This is a genomic window from Pseudomonas sp. JQ170C (genome assembly GCF_035581345.1).
Lineage (GTDB): Bacteria > Pseudomonadota > Gammaproteobacteria > Pseudomonadales > Pseudomonadaceae > Aquipseudomonas.
The window spans coordinates 1,255,944-1,280,061 of record NZ_CP141608.1 but is presented as its reverse complement, the minus strand read 5'-3'; the positions used below and the strand labels follow the sequence as shown (position 1 = coordinate 1,280,061).

The 24,118-nt window shown below is 63.4% G+C and carries 20 protein-coding genes; 8 read left to right on the top strand and 12 right to left on the bottom strand.

Annotated elements, in window-relative coordinates; genetic code table 11:
- Positions 1–44: 44 nt before the first annotated feature.
- The 9 genes from prfB to U9R80_RS05755 all read right to left on the bottom strand — a co-directional run bounded on the left by prfB (position 45) and on the right by U9R80_RS05755 (position 10,628).
- A protein-coding gene (prfB, locus tag U9R80_RS05795; protein WP_301837267.1) for a peptide chain release factor 2 occupies positions 45–1,140 on the bottom strand; the annotation gives its coding sequence in 2 pieces (ribosomal slippage) (positions 45–1,067 and positions 1,069–1,140; 1,095 coding nt in all).
- 201 nt (positions 1,141–1,341) lie between these two features.
- On the bottom strand, positions 1,342–2,346 hold the full coding sequence (locus U9R80_RS05790) for a response regulator (protein ID WP_301837268.1): 1,005 nt from the start codon (positions 2,344–2,346) through the stop codon (positions 1,342–1,344).
- A gap of 51 nt (positions 2,347–2,397) precedes the next feature.
- Positions 2,398–3,411 (bottom strand): chemotaxis response regulator protein-glutamate methylesterase, encoded by a 1,014-nt coding sequence (locus U9R80_RS05785; RefSeq protein WP_301837269.1) that lies wholly within the window; start codon positions 3,409–3,411, stop codon positions 2,398–2,400.
- Complete coding sequence (locus U9R80_RS05780; protein WP_301837270.1) at positions 3,408–5,699, bottom strand: hybrid sensor histidine kinase/response regulator; 2,292 nt, start codon at positions 5,697–5,699, stop codon at positions 3,408–3,410. Before U9R80_RS05780 ends, U9R80_RS05785 begins: the two co-directional genes overlap by 4 nt.
- On the bottom strand, positions 5,696–6,358 hold the full coding sequence (locus tag U9R80_RS05775; protein WP_301837271.1) for a chemotaxis protein CheW: 663 nt from the start codon (positions 6,356–6,358) through the stop codon (positions 5,696–5,698). Before U9R80_RS05775 ends, U9R80_RS05780 begins: the two co-directional genes overlap by 4 nt.
- Entirely contained in the window at positions 6,355–7,605 is a 1,251-nt protein-coding gene (locus tag U9R80_RS05770) for a CheR family methyltransferase (protein ID WP_301837272.1), read from the bottom strand. The genes U9R80_RS05775 and U9R80_RS05770 overlap by 4 nt, the downstream gene beginning before the upstream one ends.
- The gene (locus U9R80_RS05765; protein WP_301837273.1) at positions 7,602–8,138 is read right to left on the bottom strand and encodes a chemotaxis protein CheW; all 537 of its coding nucleotides are present in this window, start codon (positions 8,136–8,138) and stop codon (positions 7,602–7,604) included. The genes U9R80_RS05770 and U9R80_RS05765 overlap by 4 nt, the downstream gene beginning before the upstream one ends.
- 6 nt (positions 8,139–8,144) lie before the next feature.
- Positions 8,145–9,767 (bottom strand): methyl-accepting chemotaxis protein, encoded by a 1,623-nt coding sequence (locus U9R80_RS05760; protein ID WP_301837274.1) that lies wholly within the window; start codon positions 9,765–9,767, stop codon positions 8,145–8,147.
- Between the two features lie 129 nt (positions 9,768–9,896).
- On the bottom strand, positions 9,897–10,628 hold the full coding sequence (locus U9R80_RS05755) for a tellurite resistance TerB family protein (protein ID WP_301837275.1): 732 nt from the start codon (positions 10,626–10,628) through the stop codon (positions 9,897–9,899).
- A 216-nt stretch (positions 10,629–10,844) separates the two neighbouring features.
- On the opposite strand from U9R80_RS05755, the gene ydcS reads away from it, so the two are divergent.
- From ydcS to U9R80_RS05725, 6 genes are all read left to right on the top strand, one after another.
- Positions 10,845–11,996 (top strand): putative ABC transporter substrate-binding protein YdcS, encoded by a 1,152-nt coding sequence (gene ydcS, locus U9R80_RS05750; protein WP_301837276.1) that lies wholly within the window; start codon positions 10,845–10,847, stop codon positions 11,994–11,996.
- Between the two features lie 93 nt (positions 11,997–12,089).
- Positions 12,090–13,130 (top strand): ABC transporter ATP-binding protein, encoded by a 1,041-nt coding sequence (locus tag U9R80_RS05745; protein ID WP_301837277.1) that lies wholly within the window; start codon positions 12,090–12,092, stop codon positions 13,128–13,130.
- 1 nt (position 13,131) lies between these two features.
- Entirely contained in the window at positions 13,132–14,070 is a 939-nt protein-coding gene (locus U9R80_RS05740; RefSeq protein ID WP_301837278.1) for an ABC transporter permease, read from the top strand.
- Positions 14,060–14,866, top strand: a complete 807-nt coding sequence (locus tag U9R80_RS05735; protein ID WP_301837279.1) for an ABC transporter permease — start codon at positions 14,060–14,062, stop codon at positions 14,864–14,866. Before U9R80_RS05740 ends, U9R80_RS05735 begins: the two co-directional genes overlap by 11 nt.
- An 18-nt stretch (positions 14,867–14,884) precedes the next feature.
- Entirely contained in the window at positions 14,885–16,309 is a 1,425-nt protein-coding gene (locus U9R80_RS05730) for a gamma-aminobutyraldehyde dehydrogenase (protein WP_301837280.1), read from the top strand.
- 13 nt (positions 16,310–16,322) lie between these two features.
- On the top strand, positions 16,323–18,185 hold the full coding sequence (locus U9R80_RS05725) for an NAD(P)-binding protein (RefSeq protein WP_301837281.1): 1,863 nt from the start codon (positions 16,323–16,325) through the stop codon (positions 18,183–18,185).
- 83 nt (positions 18,186–18,268) lie between these two features.
- Here U9R80_RS05725 and U9R80_RS05720 read toward each other — a convergent pair whose 3' ends face one another.
- From U9R80_RS05720 to U9R80_RS05710, 3 genes are all read right to left on the bottom strand, one after another.
- Positions 18,269–19,375 (bottom strand): NADH:flavin oxidoreductase/NADH oxidase, encoded by a 1,107-nt coding sequence (locus tag U9R80_RS05720; protein ID WP_301837282.1) that lies wholly within the window; start codon positions 19,373–19,375, stop codon positions 18,269–18,271.
- A gap of 116 nt (positions 19,376–19,491) precedes the next feature.
- Positions 19,492–21,201 (bottom strand): single-stranded-DNA-specific exonuclease RecJ, encoded by a 1,710-nt coding sequence (gene recJ, locus U9R80_RS05715; protein ID WP_301837285.1) that lies wholly within the window; start codon positions 21,199–21,201, stop codon positions 19,492–19,494.
- 56 nt (positions 21,202–21,257) lie between these two features.
- Positions 21,258–21,800, bottom strand: coding sequence for a YaeQ family protein (locus U9R80_RS05710; RefSeq protein WP_301837286.1), 543 nt, complete (start codon positions 21,798–21,800; stop codon positions 21,258–21,260).
- Between the two features lie 129 nt (positions 21,801–21,929).
- Between U9R80_RS05710 and U9R80_RS05705 the strand changes: the two genes are divergently transcribed.
- Positions 21,930–23,129 carry a CaiB/BaiF CoA transferase family protein gene (locus U9R80_RS05705; protein WP_301837287.1) on the top strand — a complete coding sequence of 400 codons (1,200 nt, stop codon included), beginning with the start codon at positions 21,930–21,932 and terminating at the stop codon, positions 23,127–23,129.
- Positions 23,130–23,176: 47 nt separating this feature from the next.
- Entirely contained in the window at positions 23,177–24,055 is an 879-nt protein-coding gene (locus tag U9R80_RS05700; protein ID WP_301837288.1) for a TIGR02285 family protein, read from the top strand.
- Positions 24,056–24,118: the final 63 nt, after the last annotated feature.

The window sequence follows — 24,118 nt, the reverse complement described above, 5'->3', positions numbered from 1 at the left end:
CGCTCCTACGCTGGAGCGGACTGCCCGCGGCATCTTTGTCGCGGTTACAGCCCCTGCTTGAGGCTGGCTTCCAGGTATTCGTCGATATCGCCGTCGAGCACCTTGTCGCAGTCGCTGCGCTCGATGTTGGTGCGCAGGTCTTTGATCCGCGAGGCGTCGAGCACGTACGAACGGATCTGGTGACCCCAGCCGATGTCCGACTTGCTGTCTTCCAGCGCCTGGGAAGCGGCACTGCGCTTCTGCATTTCCAGCTCGTACAACTTGGCCCGCAGCATTTTCATGGCGGTGTCTTTGTTGGCGTGCTGGGAGCGTTCGTTCTGGCAACTGACCACGGTGTTGGTCGGTACGTGGGTGATACGTACCGCCGAGTCGGTGGTGTTTACGTGCTGACCACCGGCGCCCGAGGAGCGGTAGGTGTCGATGCGCAGGTCCGACGGATTGATCTCGATCTCGACCTTGTCGTCGATCTCGGGCGATACGAACACGGCCGAGAACGAGGTGTGGCGGCGGGCGCCGGAGTCGAACGGGCTTTTGCGCACCAGGCGGTGCACGCCGATTTCGGTACGCAGCCAGCCGAAGGCGTACTCGCCCTTGATGTGCACGGTGGCACCCTTGATGCCGGCGACTTCGCCTTCGGACAGTTCCATGATGGTGGCGTCGAAGCCACGCTTGGCCGCCCAGCGCAGGTACATGCGCAGCAGGATGTTGGCCCAGTCCTGGGCTTCGGTGCCGCCGGAACCGGCCTGGATGTCCAGGTAGGCGTTGTTCATGTCCATTTCGCCGCTGAACATGCGACGGAATTCCAGCTGGGCGAGGGAGGCTTCAAGGCCTTCGAGCATCTCGACGACATCGTTGACGGCGCTTTCGTCGTCCTCTTCAACGGCCATGTCGAGCAGTTCGCGCGCATCGGCCAGACCGCTGGACATCTCGTCCAGGGTCTCGACGATCTGTGCCAGCGCAGAACGTTCGCGGCCCAGTTCCTGGGCGTATTCGGGCTTGTTCCAGACGTTTGGATCTTCAAGCTCGCGGTTGACTTCGATCAGGCGCTCATGCTTTTGATCGTAGTCAAAGATACCCCCGAATTGATTCGGAACGCTCGGTCAGGTCCTTGATGGTATTCAGGATCGGGTTGATTTCCATGGTCGGCAGCTCTCGTGCGTATTCTGTAGAAAAGCCGGAGAGTATAACCGAGTATGTATCGCCACGGCAGCCCGCCGGGCGGTAGATGTGAAGGCGGGCTTGTTGAGGGAATGGGCTTGTTGTGGGTGGGAGCGGGCTTGCCCCGCGACAGCGATCTGTCAGCCACACCGCTATCGCGGGGCAAGCCCGCTCCTGCACAGGTCAGTCTATGCCCACCTGGTTGCGGCCGTTGTGCTTGGCCAGGTACAGGCCTTTGTCCGCGGCCGAAATCAGCTGCCGGCAATGGCTACCAATGCTCGGCGTGTGGGTGGCCAGGCCGATGCTCACGGTCAGGCTGGAGCCTGCCTCGGGCATGTTGTGGGGAATCTGCATCGCCTCGACGCTCTGGCGCAACTTTTCAGCCACCAGGCGCGCACCGCCCGGCGAGGTGTTGGGCAACACCAGGGCGAATTCTTCGCCGCCGTAGCGGGCCGGCAGGTCGCTTGGGCGCGCGCAGGAGTTGCGAATGGCCTCAGCCACCTTGCGCAGGGCTTCGTCACCGGCCAGGTGGCCGAAGTTGTCGTTGAACGACTTGAAGTAGTCGACGTCGATCATCAGCAAGGACAGCTGGGCCTGCTCACGCATGGCACGGCGCCATTCCAGCTCCAGGTACTCATCGAAATGACGACGGTTGGAAAGCCCGGTCAGGCCGTCGGAGTTCATCAACCGCTGCAGCACCAGGTTGGTGTCGAGCAGCTGTTGCTGGCTGACACGCAGGGCGCGGTACGCCTCGTCACGCTGCAGCAGCGTCATATAGGAACGGGAGTGGTAACGGATGCGCGCTACCAGTTCGATGTTGTCCGGCAGCTTGACCAGGTAATCGTTGGCACCGGCGGCAAAGGCCGCGCTCTTGACCAGCGGGTCTTCCTTGGTCGACAGAACGATGATCGGGATGTCCTGGGTGGCCGGGTTGTTGCGGTACTCGCGCACCAGGCTCAGGCCGTCGAGGCCCGGCATGATCAGGTCCTGGAGGATCACCGTGGGCTTGATCCGCATTGCCTGCGCCACCGCCTGGTGTGGGTCGGCGCAGAAGTGGAAGTCGATGTTTTCTTCGTGAGCCAGGCCACGGCGCACCGCCTCACCGATCATCGCCTGATCGTCGACCAATAGGACCATTGCCGAGTTTTCGTTCATGGTCGGAAAACCGTCGAGCGGTAAATCATTCATGCGCTGTCACCTGGTCACTGCCGGCAGGCCGGCGTGGCTCAATACATATCGTCATTTTGGAAAAATTTCCATCAATCGTGCAGCGATCCGCTCCAGGGGGCGTATCTCCACCGCGGCGTCTATCGCGGCCGCGGCTTTTGGCATGCCGTACACGGCGCTGCTGTGTTGGTCCTGAGCAATGGTCAGGTAGCCTTGTTGGCGCATCAGCTTCAGGCCTTGGGCGCCATCGCGCCCCATGCCGGTCAGCAGTACGCCCACCGCGTCGCCACGCCAATAGCGGGCCACGCTTTCAAAAAATACGTCGATCGAAGGTCGGTAGATCTCGTTGACCGGCTCTGCGGTGTAGGCCAGGGTGCCGTTTTTCAACAAGCGAATATGGTGGTTGGTCCCGGCCAGCAACACCTGCCCCGGTTGTGGCGGCTCGCCTTCGCACGCCAGGCGTACCGACAGGCCCGAGGCGCTGCTCAGCCAGTCAGCCATGCCGGCGGCGAACACCTGGTCGACATGCTGGACCAACACGATGGCGGCGGAGAAATCACGAGGCAAGCCCTTGAGCAGTACCTCCAGCGCGGCCGGGCCGCCAGCCGACGAGCCGATGGCAACCAGGCCCTGGCGCTGCACAGACTCACGCAACGGCGCAGCCAATGGCCGCGGGGTGTTGTTGCGCTGCTGGCCGACCAACCAACTGATATTGAGGATCTTGCGCAACAGCGGCGCAGCCGCTTCCTTCGGATCGCCGCCGCCCAGGGCCGGGGTATCGACCACATCCAGCGCGCCGTGGCCCATGGCCTCGAACACCCGGTGTACGTTCTGCTTGCGGTCTACCGTGACAATCACGATGGGGCATGGCGTCTCGGCCATGATCCGCCGAGTCGCCTCGACGCCATCCATGACCGGCATGATCAGGTCCATCAGAATCAGGTCCGGCAACTGCTCGGTGCAAAGCCTTACGGCCTCGGCACCGTCGCTGGCTACCCAAATGACCTGGTGCGCCGGTTCAAACGCCAACGCCCGGCGCAAGGCCTCCACGGCCATGGGCATGTCGTTGACGATAGCGATCTTCATCCCTGGGCTCCCCCGATCAACTCAACCACTGCATCAAGCAAGGCATCATCGTGGAAACTGGCCTTTGCCAAATAGTAGTCGGCTCCAGCATCCAGTCCACGACGACGATCTTCTTCTCTGTCTTTATAGGAAACCACCATGACCGGCAGCGACTGCAAGCGACTGTCGCGGCGCAACAAGGTCACCAGTTCGATACCGTCCATGCGCGGCATGTCGATGTCGGTGATCAGCAGGTCGAAATCCTCGCTGCGCAAGGCATTCCAGCCATCCATGCCATCGACTGCCACGGCAACTTCGTAACCTTTGTTGCTCAGCAGCTTGCGCTGCAGCTCGCGCACGGTCAGCGAGTCGTCGACGACCAGCACGCGCTTGCGCGCCGCCTCGCGGGTACTGCGCTGACCGCGCTCGATACGCTCCAGGCGACCGGTACTGAGCAGCTTGTCCACCGAACGCAGCAAGTCCTCGACGTCGATAATCAGCACCACCGAGCCGTCATCCAGCAAGGCGCCGGCAGAAATGTCCTGGATCTTGCCCAGACGCGCATCCAGCGGCATCACCACCAGCACCCGCTCGCCGATCAGGCGCTCGACCGCCACGCCATAGAGCATGTCGCGCTCGCGAATCACCACCACTTTGATGGTCTGGCCATCCGTCTGGCTGGGTGGACGATTGAGCAACTGGCTGGCAGCAACCAGGCCGATATGCCGCCCGTCATGCCAGAAATGCTGGCGCCCCTCGATCTGCACGATAGCCTCGGCCGGCAACTCCAGGGTGCGTTCGATATGGGCCAGGGGAAAGGCGTAGGCCTCGTTGCCGACTTCCACCACCAGGCTGCGCACCACCGAGAGCGTCAGCGGCACTTCGAGGTGAAAGCAACTGCCCTGGCCTGTGGTCTGGGTCAGCTCGATGGAGCCACGCAGCTGGCGCACCATGTGCTGGACGGCGTCCAGGCCGACGCCACGCCCCGAGACCTCGGTGACCTGGTCACGCAGGCTGAAGCCCGGCAGGAACAGAAAAGTCAGCAGTTCGGCTTCGCTCAACTGCGCCACGGTTTCGGCCGGTGACAGGTGGCGCTCGACAATGCTGCGGCGTAGACGCTCAAGGTCAACGCCGCCACCGTCGTCGCTCAATTCCAGCACCAGTAGGCCGGCCTGGTGCGAGGCGCGCAGGCGAATCTGCCCTTCCAGCGGCTTGCCGGCCAACAGCCGCCGCTCCGGCAGTTCGATACCATGATCGACCGCGTTGCGCAGCAGGTGCGTCAGCGGTGCTTCGAGTTTTTCCAGTACGTCGCGGTCGACCTGGGTCTTTTCACCTTCGATCTCCAGGCGCACCTGCTTGCCCAGCGAACGTCCCAGGTCGCGAACCATGCGGCTCTGACCGGTCAGCACATCGGCAAACGGACGCATGCGGCAGGCCAGGGCCGTGTCATAGAGCAACTGCGCCCGTTGGCTGGCCTGCCAGCCGAACTCGTCAAGATCGGCAGCCTGCTGCAGCAACATCTGTTGGGTTTCCCCCAGCAGTTGCTGGGCCTGGGCCAGTGCCTCGCGGACTTCCGGGCTTTGCCCACTGGCCTCGAGCTGGCTTTTGAGCCCGTCCAGGGCGCGTATGCTCTGGCCATGCATGCGTTTGAGGCGCTGCAAGGTGGCCAGGTAGGGCTTGAGCCGCTGGGTTTCGACCAGCGATTTGCTCGACAGATCAAGCAAGCTGTTCAGGCGCTCGGCCGTGACCCGCAGCACCCGCTCGCCCCCTTCGCCGCCACGCACGCCCTTGGGCGCGGCCACAGGCTCAGGTTCAGGCTCGGCTTCAAGCAGCGGCGGCTCGAACAGGGGGGCGGCCATCGGCGGCAACGGGGCAGGTGGCGGCTGCACCGGCGCTGGCACCGCCGCGGCGGCCATCCCGGCAGGATCGAGCAAGCCCGCCATCTGCACCAAAAAGGCCTGCACCGCCGAATCGAGGGTCGGATCCCCCGGGGTGGCGACACGCATCAACAAGTCGGTGCCCTGCAGCAAGGCATCGATATGCTCAGGGCGCAGCAGCAGCCGGCCTTCCTGGGCGCCCACCAGGCAATCTTCCATCACATGGGCGACGCTGACACCAGCATCGACGCCAACGATACGCGCCGCCCCCTTGAGCGAGTGGGCGGCGCGCATGCAGGCTTCGAGCTGGTCGGCCTGAGTCGGGTTACGCTCCAACGCCAGCAGCCCGGCACTGAGCACCTGGGTCTGGGCCTCGGCCTCCAGGCTGAACAGCTCGAGCAAGGAGGCATCGCGCATTTGCTCTGGGGTCATGAAAGGCTCCGGTTCACGGCAGACAGCACTTGTTCTTCATCCAGTACCCGCACGCTGCGTCCACGCCATTGCAGGACCGCGGCGGTAAAGCGTGCTTCACCCTGCTCATGCACCACACGCGCCGGGTCCAGGCCATGGATCCCGTCCACTTCATCGACCCGTACCACCACAGAGCCTCCGGCTGCCGCGATGATCAACATGCGTGGCATGACCCGGGCCGAGGTGGCGCCGTTGCCGAGCACCTCCAGACCAAGCAGGTCTGCCAGCGACAGACAGGGCACCAGGGCCCCGCGCACGTTGGCCACGCCCTGCAACATGCGCGCCCGCTGGTGAGGCAACGAATGCACCGGCTGCAGCGGCGCTACCTCGACCAGGCAGCGAGTGGCCAGCGCCAGCCACTCCTCGCCCAAACGAAACAGCAGCATCGAGCGGCCACTGCCCTCCTCCTGGGCATGGACCTGCTCGTGCACGGTCTGGCTGAGCGAGTAGCGATCCAGCAACCGGGTTGCAGCCGCCGCGTATACGGCGCAGTTGCGGCAGTGAATATGTTCGACCAGCAAGGGGCAGCTCTTGTCGCCCTGCACGCCGATGCGGTTCCAGCAATCGTCGATGGCGGCGGCATCAGAGGCGACCAACTGCACGTCGTGCTCTCCCATCATTGTTCAGACTCCCGATCGGCCCGGCGTGCGGCGCGTTCCTGCAGGCGCCTGGCACCGGCGCTGTCGCCCTGGGAGGCCAACAACGCTGCCAGGTGCACCAGCGCCTCATGATGCTGTGGATCGAGGTACAGCGCCTTGCGGTAGTGATTCAACGCCTGAGTGCTGTCACCGGCGGTATCGCTGAGCAGCCCAAGCCAATAGAACACCTGGGCATTGGGCGGATAGAGCTGCAAGTAGCGCGTACAGGCTGCGGTGGCCTCGGCACTGCTGCCGGCGTTGGCCAATTGGGCGATTTGTACCAACAGTTCGGCGCCGGTATCGACAGGCGCAGGACGGAGAATCGGCTTCGGGGTAACCGGGTGGGGCCTGCGGGCAGGTGCCGACACCGGACGGGAAAGATTGACCACCGGCGGCGCGATCGCCGGTTTGCTGACGACAAGCGGCTCGACCGGCGCCTGGCGCACGTAGGCAAACGACTGGGCAATCCCTAACGGCCGCATCCCCATGCGCGCCAGCAAACTGCCCTCGGCCGGGCCGATGAACAGCACGCCCTGCTCGTGGATCAGCCCCTTGAGCACCTCAAATACCCGCTGCTGGGTAGGCACATCGAAATAGATCAGCAGATTGCGACAGAACACAAAGTCGTAGGTGCCTTCACGGGACTTCAGTGCAGGGTCGAGCACGTTGCCGACTTGCAGGTTGACCTGCTGGCGAACGCGCTCGTGCAGGCTGTGGCCTTCCTCGGTCGCATCAAAATGCCGCTGGCGAAAATCCAGGTGCGAGCCCCGGAAGGAATTACGCCCATACAAGGCGTGTTCGGCCCGGTTGATCGAGTTGGGGCTGATATCAATGCCATCGACGGTGAACGCCTGGCCGGCAATCCCGGCATCGAGCAACGCCATGGCAATCGAGTAAGGCTCCTCGCCCGTGGAACATGGCAGGCTGAGAATACGCAAAGGGCGCGCACCGGCCAGCTCCGCCAGGCGCTTGCTGGCAAGGCCTGCCAGCGCAGTGAAGGATTCGGGGTAACGGAAGAACCAGGTTTCCGGAACGATCACCGCCTCGATCAACGCCTGTTGTTCGTCCCTCGACTGCTGCAATTGCAGCCAATAGTCATCCAGGTCACGGGCATTGAGCGCAGCGCAGCGCTGGCGCAGTGCGCGCTCGATCATCGGGGCGCCAACCGAGGCGACATCCAGGCCGATGCGCTCCTGCAGGAAACGGAAGAAACGCTGCTCGCTGCTCATTGCGGCTCCCACACTTCACGCGCCTGGGAGTCAGGCAGGGGAAACAGCAAGGCACGCACTTCGTCGCTGAGCAGGTCCTGCACACCGATGCGCTGCACCAGGCCCTGGGCGTCTTCCCGTACCGGGCCCAGGTAAGGCGCCTGGTGGTTGTCCAGACCATAGGGCTGGAACTCGTCGGCGTGGCAACGCAAGGTGTCGGTGGCCTGCTCAAGGATCAGCCCCAGCAGCAATTCCGGGCGTTGCGGGTCAACCCGGTAGTGCACCAGCACCAGGCGAGTGCTGGTACGTACCGGCGCCGGCTGGCCGAAACTCAAGGCGCCGACGTCGATCACAGGCACCAGCGCGCCACGGTGAGCCAACACCCCCGCCACCCAGTCCGGGGTCTGGGCAATAGGCTTGAGCGGCAAGCGCGGCAGCACCTCGGCCACTTCATGGGCATCGATGGCAAAACGCTGGTCACTGACCCGGAACAACAGGTGCAGCGTCCCGTGGGAAGCCGCATCCTGGCTGCGGTGAGATTTGAGATCGTCCATCGTCGGTCAGACTTTGAACCGCGACACACCGCCACGCAGGCCCGTTGCCACCTGGCTCAGCTCGTCGATGGCAAAGCTGGCCTGACGCAGCGATTCCACGGTCTGGCTGCTGGCATCGCCCAACTGCACCAAGGCGTGGTTGATCTGCTCGGCGCCCGTGGCCTGGGCCTGCATGCCCTCGTTGACCATCAGTACCCGCGGCGCCAAGGCCTGGACCTGGTGGATGATCTGCGTCAGCTGCTCGCCCACTTGCTGCACTTCAAACATGCCGCGGCGCACTTCTTCAGAAAACTTGTCCATGCCCATGACCCCGGCAGAGACCGCCGACTGGATCTCGCGGACCATTTGCTCGATGTCGTAGGTGGCTACGGCGGTCTGGTCGGCCAGGCGGCGTACTTCGGTGGCGACCACCGCAAATCCGCGACCATATTCGCCGGCCTTTTCCGCCTCGATGGCGGCGTTGAGCGACAGCAGGTTGGTCTGGTCGGCAACCTTGACGATGGTGACCACCACCTGATTGATGTTGCCGGCCTTCTCGTTGAGGATCGCCAGTTTGTTGTTGACCAGGTCCGCCGCGCCCATCACCTGGTGCATGGTTTCTTCCATGCGTGCCAGGCCCTGCTGACCGGAGCCTGCCAGGATCGAGGCCTGGTCGGCTGCCGAAGTGACCTCGGTCATGGTCCGTACCAGGTCCCGCGAAGTGGCGGCAATTTCGCGCGAGGTGGCGCCGATTTCCGTGGTGGTGGCTGCGGTTTCGGTGGCGGTAGCCTGCTGCTGCTTGGAGGTGGCGGCGATCTCGGTCACCGACGTGGTGACCTGCACCGAGGAGCGCTGGGCCTGGGAAACCAGGTTAGTCAGCTCGCCCATCATGTCGTTGAAGCCGGTTTCCACGGCACCGAACTCGTCCTTTCGATCCAGCTTCATGCGCACGCTGAGGTCGCCGCTGCTGAGCTTGTCCAGGGCATGCACGATCCGCTGCATCGGCGCGGTGATGGCGCGCATCAGCAAGAGGCCGCAGATGGCGGCAGCGATGATCGCCAGGACCAGGGAAATGATCATGCTGAGCTTGGCGGTGATCACGGCACTGACAATGGATTCGGCCGCCATGTCAGCCGACTTGCGGTTGTGCTCGATCACGCCGTTGAGGTGTTTGCGGCCCGCGATCCAGGCTGGGGTCAGCTCACTTTCGATCAGCAGGCGGGCTTGTGCGTAGTCCTTGCGTGTGTAGGCGTCCAGCACTGAGTCGATGGACTTGTCGTAGACGCTTTCCAGACGCCCGAACTCATCGAAGCTGGCCTGATCGTTCGGGTCCTGGATGGTGGCCTGGTAGCTGGCCATGTGCTGCTTGAGGCGATCGTCGAAATCCTTGTACTGCAGCTTGTCGGCAGCCGTGAGCTCGCGGTTGCCGCTGAGCCCTACCAATTGCTGGGTCAACACATAACTGTCGACCCAGGCGCTGCGGATCATCGAGCTGTAGTAGACACCGGGGATGCTGTCGGTGCGAACCGCTTCTTCGTCAGTCTCGATCGCCTCAAGGCGCGAATAGGCGGCAACCACCATCAACAGCATGATGGCGATGATCACGGCGAAACTTGCCAGGATCCGTTGGCGCAAGGTCCAGTTTTTCACAGTCAGCCCTCAAATGTTCTACGCGCGCAGAAAAATGGGCAGAGTATAGCCCAGGTACTACGCGCTTTTGCGGGTGACATACACGCCGGACCAGGCCCCGGAGTTGCCTTGCTGGCCGTTAGCCCGGAATCATTGGTTGGCGGCCAGTTTCACCTGATTTTCCAGTTCGAGTTTCAAGGCCGGATCAAGCTTGAGCTGGCGAGCCAGCTCATCCAGGTAGGCACGTTCCATGAAGTGTTCCTCATCCACCAGCATCACACTGGCGATGTACATCTCGGCAGCCATCTCCGGGGTCCTGGCAGCACGGGCCACATCGGCCGGGTCCAGCGGTTTGTTGAGCTCGGCGTGCAGCCAGTGCTGCAGCTCCTGGTCGTTGGAGAGCTTGACGAACTCGCCTTCGATCAAGGCCCGCTCGCGATCATCGACATGCCCATCGGACTTGGCCGCTGCCACCAGCGCCTTGAGGATGGCCTGGCTGTGCTGCTCGACCTGGGCAGGCGGCAGACGATCCAGCGTCTGTGGTTCGGCCTGGCTGGCGACGCCCTGCTTGGCCTGCCAGTTGCCATAGGCCTTGTAGGCCAGCACGCCCAGTGCTGCCAGGCCGCCATAGGTCAGGGCCTTGCCGCCGTATTTGCGGGCTTTCTTGTTGCCCATCAGCAATCCCATGACCCCGGCGGCCAGGGCACCGCCACCGGCACCGGACAGCAGGCTGCCCAGCCCCCCGCCTCCGCCTTTACCGCCCAGCAGGTCGCCGAGCCCACCGGCTGCGCCGGATTTTCCGGCCGGGTGGCTACCAGACTGCTTTTGCAGCATGTCCTGGCCGGATTTGAGCAATTGATCGAGCAAGCCACGGGTGTTCATCGAGCATCTCCATGGGGAGGAAAGAAACCCCAAGAGTACTGCCGCTGGCTGAAGCGAAGCTGAATGCATTTGCTTCCAGATGTTGCTCGCAGCAGTCAAAAAACGACATGCCCGATCACGCCCCCGGGATGGACCGGAATATCAGCACTACGCTTAAGGAGATGTGTCACTGCCGTCATGACTGCCTCGATCATCATTAGAACAAGAGGGAACACCATGCTCGTGAACAAGACCACCACATTCTGTGCCCTGGGTAGCGCCCTGCTGGCGAGCGCCAGCCTGCAGGCCGCAGAGCCGCTCAAAGCCGTGGGGGCCGGCGAAGGCCAGTTGGATATCGTCGCCTGGCCCGGCTACATCGAGCGTGGTGAAAGCGACAAGGCCTATGACTGGGTCAGCGGCTTCGAGAAAGACACCGGCTGCAAGGTCAGCGTCAAGACCGCCGCCACGTCGGACGAAATGGTCAGCCTGATGACCAAGGGCGGCTACGACCTGGTGACCGCGTCCGGCGACGCCTCGCTGCGCCTGATCGCCGGCAAGCGGGTACAGCCGATCAACACCGCGCTGATTCCCAACTGGAAAAACCTCGACCCCCGTCTGGCAGACGGCGCCTGGTATGTGGTGAACAAGCAGGTCTATGGCACCCCGTACCAATGGGGCCCCAACGTACTGCTCTACAACACCACTGTGTTCAAGGAAGCGCCCACCAGCTGGAGCGTGGTGTTCGAGCCGCAGAACCTGCCCGACGGCAAGCCGAACAAGGGTCGCGTACAGGCCTATGACGGCCCGATCTACATCGCGGATGCGGCGCTCTACCTGAAATCGGCCAAGCCCGAACTGGGCATCCAGAACCCCTACGAACTCAACGAAACCCAGTACAAGGCGGTGCTCGATCTGTTACGCCAGCAACAGCCGCTGGTCCATCGCTATTGGCACGATGCGACGGTACAGATGAGCGACGTGAAGAACGAAGGCGTGGCGGCCACCAGCTCCTGGGGCTACATGGTCAACACCCTCCAGGCCGACAAGCAGCCGGTGAGCTCGACCATTCCCAAGGAGGGCGCCACCGGCTGGGCCGACACCACCATGCTGCATGCCGATGCCAAGCACCCCAACTGCGCCTACAAGTGGATGGACTGGTCGCTGCAGCCCAAGGTCCAGGGCGATGTGGCGGCCTGGTTCGGCTCGTTGCCAGCGGTCCCGGCGGCCTGCACGGGCAGTGAGTTGCTGGGGGCCGAGGGCTGCAAGACCAATGGCTTCGACAACTTCGACAAGATCGCCTTCTGGAAGACGCCCCAGGCCGAGGGTGGCAAGTTCGTGCCCTATAGCCGCTGGACCCAGGACTACATCGCGATCATGGGCGGCCGTTAAGGCCCTGTCGCGGGGCAAGCCCACTCCCGCCGGTACACAAACCTGTAGGAGCGGGCTTGCCCCGCGAAACCGCGCAACCTTCGGAGCCACACCATGACCCTTGCAGTCCAGTTCACCGACGTGTCGCGCCACTTCGGCGAGGTGAAAGCCGTTGACCGGGTTTCCATCGACATCCAGGACGGTGAGTTCTTCTCGATGCTCGGCCCCTCCGGCTCAGGCAAGACCACCTGCCTGCGCCTGATCGCAGGCTTCGAGCAACCCAGCGCAGGCTCCATCCGCATCCACGGTGCCGAGGCCGCCGGCCTCCCGCCCTATCAGCGTGACGTCAACACGGTGTTCCAGGATTACGCCCTGTTCCCGCACATGAACGTTCGCGACAACGTCGCCTATGGCCTGAAGGTCAAGGGCGTCGCCAAGCAGGAACGCATGGCCCGCGCCGAGGAAGCCCTGGCCATGGTTGCCCTGGGCGGTTACGGCCAGCGCAAGCCGGTGCAGTTGTCCGGCGGCCAGCGCCAACGCGTGGCCCTGGCCCGGGCACTGGTCAATCGACCACGGGTATTGCTGCTCGACGAACCCCTGGGTGCCCTCGATTTGAAGTTGCGCGAACAGATGCAGGGCGAGTTGAAAAAACTGCAGCGCCAGCTGGGCATTACCTTCATCTTCGTCACCCACGACCAGACCGAAGCCTTGTCGATGTCCGACCGGGTGGCCGTGTTCAACCGTGGCCGCATCGAGCAGGTCGATACGCCGCGCAACCTCTACATGAAGCCGGCCACCACCTTTGTCGCCGAATTCGTCGGCACCTCCAACGTGCTGCGCGGCGAGCTGGCCGTGCAATTGAGCGGTAGCCCGCAGCCCTTCTCGATTCGCCCCGAGCATATACGCCTGGGTGAACAGGCGGCGGCCAGCGATGACATCCAGGTCAGTGGCCTGCTCCACGACATCCAGTATCAGGGCAGCGCCACCCGCTACGAGCTGAAACTGGACGGCGGCCAATTGCTGTGCGTCAGCCAGGCCAATAATCAGTGGCAGGCGCAAACCGCCCCCTGGCAGACCGGCCAGCAACTGAAGGCCAGCTGGGCGCGCCAGGCCATGACAGCACTGCAGGAAACTGTCCTGCACGAGGGCCCGTGACATGAGCCTGGACACCAGCGCCCAGGCCACATCGCCACTGCGGCGCTTCTCCAACCTGCTATACCGGCGCCCCAACCTGTACCTGGCGCTGCTGTTGATCCCGCCGCTGATCTGGTTCGGCGCCATTTACCTGGGATCGCTGCTGAGCCTGCTGTGGCAGGGCTTCTACACCTTCGATGACTTCACCATGGCGGTCAGCCCGGAACTGACCCTGGCCAACTTCGCCGCCCTGTTCAATCCCTCGAACTTCGACATCATCCTGCGCACCCTGGGCATGGCCGTCGCCGTATCGATCGCCAGCGCCATCCTGGCCTTCCCCATTGCCTACTACATGGCCCGCTACACCAGCGGCAAGACCAAGGCGTTTTTCTATATCGCGGTGATGATGCCGATGTGGGCCAGCTACATCGTCAAGGCCTATGCCTGGACACTGCTGCTGGCCAAGGGCGGCGTGGCCCAGTGGTTCATCCAGCAGATGCACCTGGAGGCGGTGCTGTTGTTCATCCTCGGTATTCCGGGGGTGGGCGGCAGCACCTTGTCGACCTCGCACCTGGGGCGCTTCCTGGTGTTCGTCTACATTTGGCTGCCGTTCATGATCCTGCCGATCCAGGCCTCCCTGGAACGTTTGCCGCCTTCGCTGCTGCAAGCGTCGGCGGACCTGGGCGCCAAGCCACGGCAGACCTTCATGCAGGTGATCCTGCCGCTGTCGGTCCCTGGTATTGCCGCAGGGTCCATCTTCACCTTCTCCCTGACCCTGGGCGATTTCATCGTGCCGCAACTGATCGGCCCGCCTGGCTACTTCATCGGCAGCATGGTCTACGCCCAGCAAGGCGCCATCGGCAACATGCCCATGGCCGCCGCGTTCACCCTGGTGCCGATCGTGCTGATTGCCATCTACCTGTCCATCGTCAAACGCCTGGGGGCCTTCGATGCACTCTGAACGCGCGTCAATGGGGCTGCGCCTGGCGGCCTGGGGCGGGTTGGTGTTCCTGCACTTCCCGATCCTGATCATCTTCCTCTATGCCTTCAACACCGAGGATGCCGCCTTCAGCTTCCCGCCCCAGGGCTTCACCTTGAAGTGGTTCGGCGTGGCGTTCTCCCGCCCCGATGTACTGGAGTCGATCAAGCTGTCGTTGCAGGTGGCCTGCCTGGCCACGCTGATTGCCCTGGTGCTCGGCACCCTGGCCTCGGCAGCCTTGTACCGGCGCAACTTCTTCGGCAAGGAAAGCATCTCGCTGATGCTGATCCTGCCCATCGCCCTGCCCGGCATCATCACCGGCATCGCCCTGCTGTCGGCCTTCAAGACCCTGGGCATCGAGCCTGGCATCTTCACCATCGTCGTCGGCCACGCCACCTTCTGCGTGGTGATCGTCTACAACAACGTCATCGCCCGCCTGCGCCGTACCTCCCAGAGCCTGATCGAGGCATCGATGGACCTCGGCGCCGATGGCTGGCAGACCTTTCGCTACATCATCCTGCCCAACCTCGGCTCGGCCCTGCTGGCCGGTGGCATGCTGGCCTTTGCCCTGTCGTTCGATGAAATCATCGTCACCACCTTCACCGCCGGCCACGAGCGGACCTTGCCGATCTGGTTGCTCAACCAGCTCAGCCGGCCCCGGGACGTGCCGGTGACCAACGTGGTCGCCATGCTGGTGATGCTGGTGACCATGCTGCCCATCCTGGGCGCCTATTACCTGACCCGCGGCGGCGAAAGCGTTGCCGGCAGCGGCAAATAACTCCCGGAGGACTCAACGATGCAAACCCGACTGCTGATCAATGGCCAATTGGTGGCTGGCGAGGGGCCGGCCTTGTCTGTACTGAACCCGGCCCTGGGCAGCGTGCTGGTGGAGATCAACGAAGCCAGCGAGGCCCAGGTCGATGCAGCCGTGCGCGCCGCCGACCATGCCTTTGAAACCTGGTCACAGACCACACCCAAGGAGCGCTCGCTGCTGTTGCTCAAGCTGGCAGAGCGTATCGAAGCCCACGGGGAAGAACTGGCGCGCCTGGAGTCGGACAACTGCGGCAAGCCCTATGCGGCGGCCCTCAACGACGAGATCCCGGCCATCGCCGATGTGTTCCGTTTCTTCGCCGGTGCCACCCGCTGCCTGGGCGGTTCGGCGGCCGGTGAGTACCTGCCGGGCCACACCTCGATGATCCGCCTCGACCCACTGGGCGTGATCGCCTCGATTGCCCCCTGGAACTACCCGTTAATGATGGTCGCCTGGAAAATCGCACCGGCCCTGGCCGCCGGCAACACAGTGGTGCTCAAGCCATCGGAGCAGACGCCCCTGACCGCGCTGCGCCTGGCCGAACTGGCTGACGGCCTGTTTCCCGCCGGCGTGCTCAACATCCTCTTTGGCCGGGGCCCAAGCGTGGGCACCCCGCTGGTTACCCACCCGAAAGTGCGCATGGTCTCGCTGACCGGCTCCATCCCCACCGGCGCCAACATCATCGCCAGCACCGCCGAGAGCGTGAAACGCATGCACATGGAGCTGGGCGGCAAGGCCCCGGTGATCATCTTCGACGATGCCGATATCGATGCCGCCGTCGAGGGGATACGCACCTTTGGCTTCTACAACGCCGGGCAAGACTGCACCGCCGCCTGCCGCATCTACGCCCAGAGCGGCATATACGATCAGTTCGTGGAAAAGCTGGGCAAGGCGGTGGCAAGCCTCAAGCACGGCCTGCAAAACGATCCTGATACCGAGCTTGGCCCGCTGATTACCGCACAACATCGCGACCGGGTCGCTGCCATGGTCGAACGCGCCCTCGCCCAGCCGCATATCCGCCTGGTGACCGGTGGCAAAGCGGTGGCAGGCAACGGGTTCTTCTTCGAGCCGACGGTGCTCGCCGATGCCCAGCAGGATGACGAGATCGTGCGCCGTGAAGTCTTCGGCCCGGTAGTCTCGGTCACCCGCTTCGATGACGAAGCCCAGGCCCTGGCCTGGGCGAACGACTCCGACTACGGCCTGGCCTCGTCACTGTGGACGGCGGATGTCGGGCGCGCCCACCGGGTTTCGGCGCGCTTGCAGTACGGGTGTACCTGGGTCAATACGCATTTTATGCTCGTCAGCGAAATGCCCCACGGTGGTCAGAAACTGTCTGGCTACGGCAAAGACATGTCCATGTACGGACTGGAAGACTACACCTGCATTCGGCATGTGATGTTCAAACACTAAGGTAAGGAAACCCATGGAAATTACCCGACGCGACTTCATCAATGGCGTCGCCATCGGCATTGCAGCGGGCCTGACCCCGCTGCAACTGCTCCAGGCAGCCCAGAGCGGCCGTTACTATCCACCGGCGCTGACCGGCTTGCGCGGCAGCCACGTCGGCGCCTTTGAAGTCGCACACCAGATGGGCTGGGAGAAGAAAACCTTCACCACCGACACCCTGCCGATCAGCGAAACCTATGACCTGGTGGTCGTCGGCGGCGGCATCAGCGGGCTGTCGGCGGCGTACTTCTATCGCCAGAAGCACCCCCAGGCGAAAATCCTGATCCTGGAAAACCACGACGACTTCGGCGGCCATGCCAAGCGCAACGAGTTCAGCGCCGGCGGGCGGATGATCCTGGGCTATGGCGGCAGCGAAGCCTTCCAGTCGCCCAACCACCTGTACAGCGCCGAGGTCAACGGACTGCTCAAAGACCTCGGGGTAGACATCAAGCGCTTTGAAACCGCTTTCGACCGCAGCTTCTACCCGGACCTGGGGCTTTCGCGCGGGGTGTTTTTCGACAAGGAGCATTTTGGCGAAGACAAGCTGGTGACCGGCGACCCGACCCCCATGGTCGCCGACGACATTGCCCCCGAGCAGCTCAATGCCCGCCCGGTGCGCGACTTCATCAATGATTTCCCCCTGCCAGCGAGCGACCGCAACGCCCTGATCGACCTGCACGAGGCCCCCAGGGATTACCTGGCCGGCAAGTCGCAGCAAGAGAAGACCGCCTACCTGGAGAAAACCAGCTACCAGGACTTTTTGCTCAAGGATGTTGGCCTGTCACCTGCGGCGGTGAAGTACTTCCAGGGCCGCACCAACGACTTCATGGCCCTGAGCATCGATGCGGTTGCGGCGGCAGATGCCTATTACGTGGGCTTCCCGGGTTTTGCCGCGATGGACCTTGAGCCGATCAGCGAAGAAGCCCAGGCCGAGATGGAAGAGCCGTACATCTACCACTTCCCCGACGGCAATGCCTCGCTGGCACGGCTGCTGGTACGCAGCCTGATCCCCACCGTGGCGCCGGGCCAGGGAATGGACGACATCGTGCTGGCCAACTTCGACTACAGCCAGCTCGACCGCACCGGCCAGCCGGTACGCCTGCGCCTGAACAGCACCGCGGTCAGCGTGCGCAATCGCGATGGCGCGGTGGACGTCGGCTACAGCCAGGGCGGAAAACTGGCCCAGGTGCGCGGCAAGCACTGCATTCTGGCCTGCTACAACATGATGATCCCCTACCTGCTGCGCGACCTCTCCGCTGAACAGGCCCATGCCCTGGCCCAGAACGTGAAGTTCCCGCTGGTGTACACCAAGGTGATCGTGCGCAACTGGCAAGCCTTCCAGAAGCTGGGTGTGCACGAGATCTATGCCGCCACCCAGACCTACAGCCGCATCAAGCTGGATTACCCGGTGAGCATGGGCGGCTATGAACACCCACGCGATCCGGCGCAGCCCATTGGCCTGCATATGGTCTACGTGCCCACCAGCCCCGACAGCAAGATGGACAGCCGCGACCAGGCACGCGCCGGGCGTGCGCGGTTGTATGGCACCCCGTTCGACGTCCTGGAAAGCCAACTGCGCGAACAGCTGCAACGCATGCTCGGGCCTGGCGGTTTCGAGCACCAACAGGACATTCTGGCGATTACCGCCAACCGTTGGCCACATGGCTACGCCTGCTTTACCAACACTCTCTACGACGATCCCGAACAAACCGAACAATGGATGGAGCTGGCGCGCAAACCTGTGGGCAAGGTCAGCATCGCCAACTCCGATGCGGCCTGGAGTGCCTACGCCCATGCAGCCATTGACGAAGCCTGGCGCGCGGTAGGCGAACTGAGCTAGGAAACCTGTAGGAGCGGGCTTGCCCCGCGATAGCGATCCGACAGACAGATCGCTATCGCGGGGCAAGCCCGCTCCTACACGGGTCAATCCCGCAGATCGGACTCATGAATGGGGTTGGCCCGGCTGGTCGCCCGCTGGTACTGCGCCGGCCAGGTCGCCTTGTTACCGCCCAGGTCGTCATCGGCATGCAGGGGCCAGTACGGGTCGCGCAGCAGTTCCCGGGCCAGGAAGATGATATCGGCCTGGGCCGTACGCAAGATGGTTTCGGCCTGCATCGGGTCGGTGATCATCCCCACGGTACCGGTGGCAATCCCCGACTCCTCCCGCACCTTCGCCGCAAACTGGGTCTGGTACCCAGGCCCGGTGGGAATTTCGGCATTCACCGAGGTGCCGCCGGACGATACATCGATCAGGTCCACCCCCCGCTCTCTCAAGTGCTTGGCCAACTTGACCGTCTCGTCCGGGTTCCAGCCATCCTCGACCCAGTCGGTGGCCGACAGCCGCACGAACACCGGCAATTCTTCCGGCCAGACCTCACGCACAGCCTCGGTCACCTGCAAGGTCAGGCGAATACGATTCTCGAAGCAGCTGCCGTACTCGTCTCGGCGCTGGTTGCTCAAGGGCGAAAGAAACTGATGCAGCAGATAGCCATGCGCCGCATGCACCTCAACCACCTTGAAGCCGGCTTGCAACGCACGATGCGCCGCATCGACAAAGGCCTGGATCACCTCGTCGATCTGCGCCTTGGTCATCTCGATCGGTGCGGTGTGCTGCGGGTCAAAGGCAATTTTCGACGGCCCGATCGGCACCCAGCCACCCTCCTCCGGCTTGACGCTACCCTGCTTGCCCAACCAGGGCCGATAGGTACTGGCCTTGCGCCCGGCATGGGCCAGTTGAATGCCAGGCACCGCACCCTGGGCCGTAATGAAGCGGGTGATGCGTTGCAGCGGCGCGATCTGGGCGTCGTCCCACAGCCCCAGATCCTGGGCAGTGATCCGTCCGTCAGCGGTCACCGCCGTGGCTTCGGTGAAGATCAACCCGGCGCCCCCAACCGCGCGGCTACCCAAGTGAACCAGGTGCCAGTCATTGGCCAGGCCATCGACACTGGAATACTGGCACATGGGTGAAACGGCGATTCGGTTGGGCAGGGTCAGATGGCGCAGGGTATAGGGCTCAAGCAGCAGGCTCATGGGGCACCTCTCAAATCAAGTGGTAAGGCTCCAGATGGTTGACCGGCCGACTACAGAATCTTCCCCGCAGGTTCTTCGACCAATCCTACTGAGCCTAGACCACTTTGCCCCTGGCCTCAGCGCGGCTCCATGTGCGCGATCATCAGTTGCACGCTTTCCTGGCCGCGGAATTCGTTGACGTCGAGCTTGTAGGCAAGCTCCACCCAGCGAACCGTCGGGTTCGGCCAGACCTCGCGATCCACGCCAAAGGCGATGCCATCCAGGCGCACCGAGCCGCACTCGCTCTTGAGCACCACCTTCAAATGTCGCTCACCGACCACGCGCTGTTCGACCAACTGGAACACGCCATGAAACAGCGGCTCCGGGAAGTGCTGACCCCAAGGGCCGGCATGGCGCAGGGCGCGGGCCAACTCCAGGTGAAACTCTTCGACGGCCAGGGTGCCGTCCGACAACAGACGCCCGGTCAGGTCGTCTTCTTGCAGTTGGCGACGGACTTCTTCATCGAACGCCTGGGCGAACGCCGGAAAGTTGTCGGCAGGCAGTGACAGGCCGGCGGCCATGGCATGGCCACCGAACTTGCTGATCAATTGCGGATAACGCGCAGCCACCGCATCCAGTGCGTCACGGATGTGAAAACCGGGTACCGAGCGCGCCGATCCCTTGAGCATGCCCTCACCCGCGTCGGCAAAGGCGATGGTTGGCCGGTGATAGCGCTCCTTGAGGCGCGAGGCCAGGATGCCGATCACCCCCTGGTGCCAGTCCGGCTCGAACAGGCACAAGCCAAACGGCATCGACTCCAGTGGCAGGTCCTTGAGCTGGGCCAGCGCCTCGCGCTGCATGCCCTGCTCGATGGATTTGCGATCCTGGTTGAGTTCGTCCAGTTGCCCGGCCATTTCCCGGGCCAGGCCAGGGTCGTCGCTGAGCAGGCACTCGATACCCAGGCTCATGTCATCCAGACGCCCGGCGGCGTTGAGGCGTGGGCCGAGGATGAAGCCAAGGTCTGTGGAGGTGATACGGGCATGATCGCGCCGCGCCACTTCCAGGATTGCCTTGAGCCCTGGACGGGCACGCCCGGCACGGATCCGCTCCAGCCCTTGGTGCACCAGGATGCGGTTGTTGGCGTCCAGCGGCACCACGTCGGCCACACTGCCCAGGGCCACCAGGTCGAGCAGTTCACCGATGTTCGGTTGCGGCCGGTTTTCGTAGTGGCCGAGGCTACGCAAGCGTGCGCGCAACGCCATCAACACGTAGAAAATCACCCCGACGCCGGCCAGGGCCTTGCTGGCAAAGGTGCAACCTGGCTGGTTGGGGTTGACGATGGCATCGGCGGCAGGCAGCTCGTTGCCAGGCAAGTGGTGATCGGTCACCAGCACCTTGAGCCCGGCGGCCTTGGCAGCGGCCACGCCTTCGACGCTGGAGATACCGTTATCCACGGTAATCAGCAGCTGTGGCTGGCGCTCCAGGGCCACCTGGACGATTTCCGGGGTCAGGCCGTAGCCGAACTCGAAACGGTTAGGCACCAGGTAATCGACATGGGCTGCACCTAGCAGGCGCAGACCGAGTACGCCAACGGTGCTGGCCGTCGCGCCATCGGCATCGAAGTCGCCGACGATCAGGATGCGCTGGCGCTGCGCCAGTGCCTCGACCAGCAAGTCGACCGCCGCCTCGATACCCTTGAGCTGCTGGTAAGGCAGCAGGCGCGCCAGGCTCTTGTCCAGTTCATCGGCCGATTGCACGCCGCGCGCGGCATACAGGCGAGTCAGCAGGGGCGGCAAATCGCCAAGAAACGGCAAGGTGGAGGGCAGCGGGCGGGGTTCGATGCGCATGGGGCGACGGGGCTTCTCGTGAATCAGGGGTAGACGGCAGTGTGTGCGAGGCGGCCTTAGCCGCGATCACCCAGCAGCCATTGGAGCTGCACTTCGTGCTGGCCGCGATCATCGGTGACGAAGATCGTGCCTTCGCTGATCATCACATCCCACTTGATCGAACGTGGCATGTCGGTGGCGAGGGTCTCGAGGACGTCCTGGGGCACGGCGGCGATGTTGAGGTTCTTCAGGCCCTTGACCGCACCGACCACCTTGGTCTCCCACACACGCAGGCTGCCGTAGGCCAGCAGGCTGGTACGTTCGGTACGGCGCGAGCACCAGGTCAGACGCTCGGCATCGGGCTGACCGACCTCGATCCAGTGCAGGATGCGGTCGTCCAGGCTCTTTTCCCACAGTGCAGCCTCGTCCACATCCGACAGACCACGCCCGAACGTCAACTGCTCGTTGTACCACAGGGCGTAAGCCAGCAAGCGCACGGCCATGCGCTCTTCGGTTTCCGAAGGATGGCGGGCAATGGTCTGCTTGACGCTTTCGTACACACCGCGATCGAGATCGGTGAGGTTCAGTTCAAATTTGTAGGTCGTGGACGGCTGGGCCATGGTGAGCATCTTGCGGCAAGAAAAGTCGCCCAGTCTAACCGATCCTGGCAATCCTTGCCCCGCGGCAGTATCTGAGCGCGCCTGCGTATGATAAAAACGGGGGCTCTGTCCTGCCGCCACGGATGCCCCATGTCTACGCCCAGCAAACCTCTCGCCGGCCTCAAAGTCATCGAACTCGGCACCCTGATCGCCGGCCCGTTCGCCTCGCGAATCTGTGCCGAATTCGGTGCCCAAGTGATCAAGATCGAGTCCCCCGACGGCGGCGATCCGTTGCGAAAATGGCGCAAGCTCTATGAGGGCACGTCGCTGTGGTGGTTTGTCCAGGCCCGTAACAAGCAATCGTTGACGCTCAACCTCAAGCACCCCGAAGGGATCGAGATCCTCAAGAAGCTGTTGGCCGACGCCGACATCCTGATCGAGAACTTTCGCCCCGGCGTGCTGGAAAAGCTCGGCCTGGGTTGGGAGACCCTGCACGCGCTGAACCCGAAGCTGGTGATGGTACGCCTGTCCGGTTTCGGCCAGACCGGGCCGATGAAGGATCAGCCAGGTTTTGGTGCCGTCGGCGAGTCCATGGGCGGGCTGCGCTACATCACCGGTTTCGAGGATCGGCCGCCGGTACGCACGGGCATTTCCATCGGTGATTCAATTGCAGCGCTCTGGGGCGTGATCGGTGCGTTGATGGCCTTGCGTCATCGCGAGGTCAACGGTGGTGAAGGCCAGGTGGTGGATGTGGCCCTGTACGAGGCGATCTTCGCCATGATGGAAAGCATGGTGCCGGAGTTCGATGTGTTCGGGTTCATCCGCGAGCGCACCGGCAACATCATGCCCGGGATCACGCCCTCTTCGATCCATACCAGTGCCGATGGCAAGCACGTGCAGATCGGCGCCAACGGCGATGCAATCTTCAAGCGTTTCATGCAGGCCATTGGCCGCCAGGACTTGGCGGACGATCCGCAGTTGGCCAGCAACGACGGCCGCGACGGGCGCCGCGACGAGTTGTACGGGGTGATCGACCGCTGGGCCCGCACCCTGCCGCTGGATGACGTGATGCAAGTGCTCAATGACGCCCAGGTGCCGGTCAGCCGTATCTTCAGCGCCGAAGACATGTTCAGCGACCCGCAGTTTCTTGCCCGCGAAATGTTCCTGCAGGCCAAGCTGCCGGACGGCAAGCCATTCAAGATGCCGGGCATCGTGCCCAAGCTGTCGCAGACGCCAGGCTCCAGCGAGTGGGTGGGTCCGGAGCTTGGCGCCCACACCGAGCAACTGCTTGGCGAGCTGGGCTACGACGCCCCGGATATCGCGCGTTTGCGTGAGCAAGGGGCTGTTTAGGCCACCGTGTTCTACCCTGTTCCCGGCTCGACGGCGGAGACTCGCAAATGATCAAGTGCAGGCACCGCACCTTGCTGGCGACGCTGCTGTGCATCCTGCTGGGCAGTGGCCTTCCGGGTGCTGCCTGGGCCAAGGAACGGCTGATATGGCTACTGCGCGACCTGCCCCCGCTGACGATTTATGAAGGCGAGCGCAAAGGCCAGGGCGTCATCGACCTCCTGCTGCCCATGCTGATCGAGAACATGCCCGAATATGATCACAGCATCGTTCGGGTCAATCGTGCACGCGGTATACAGATGCTCCAGGAGCCTAGCTTCACCTGCGACCCAACCCTGCTCTGGACGGCCGACCGTGCACGCTTTGTTCACTACTCCCTGCCTAGCCTGGGCATGCTCAGCAGCGGCCTGGTGGTTCGCCGGCAAGACCAGGCGCTATTGGCGCCCTTCATCAAGGATCAGCGCGTAGACCTGCAAGCAGTGCTCACCAGCACCTCACTCAAGCTGGGTGTCGTCGCCGAGCGCAGCTACAGCCCCCCGGTCGATGCCCTGCTCAAGACGTTGCCAAGCAACACCGTCAGTCGCCATTACGGCAATGATGCGGCCACCAACCTGCTGCAAATGCAACAGCGCGGACGCCTGCAGCTATTGCTCGGCTATTGGCCCGAGGTGCGCTACATGCTTGCGCAACAAGGCTGGCCGACAGATGACTACCGGTTCTATCCGCTCAAGGGCGCGGCGCCCTACCAGTTCATCCATGTGGGATGCTCCGATACGCCGCTGGGGCGAGAAGCCATCACCCATATCGATCAACTCCTGCAGCCTATTCGCCGTACCGTCCTGCCCAAGCTCTATGCCCAGTGGCTGGACCCTGACCTGCGCGAGCACTATCTGCAGGACAGCCAGCAGTTTTTCAACGAACAGCCTTGAGCCTTCCCAGTTGAGCCTCCGACAAGGGGCGCATCCGCACATCAGGCGTGACCTGACTGCGCA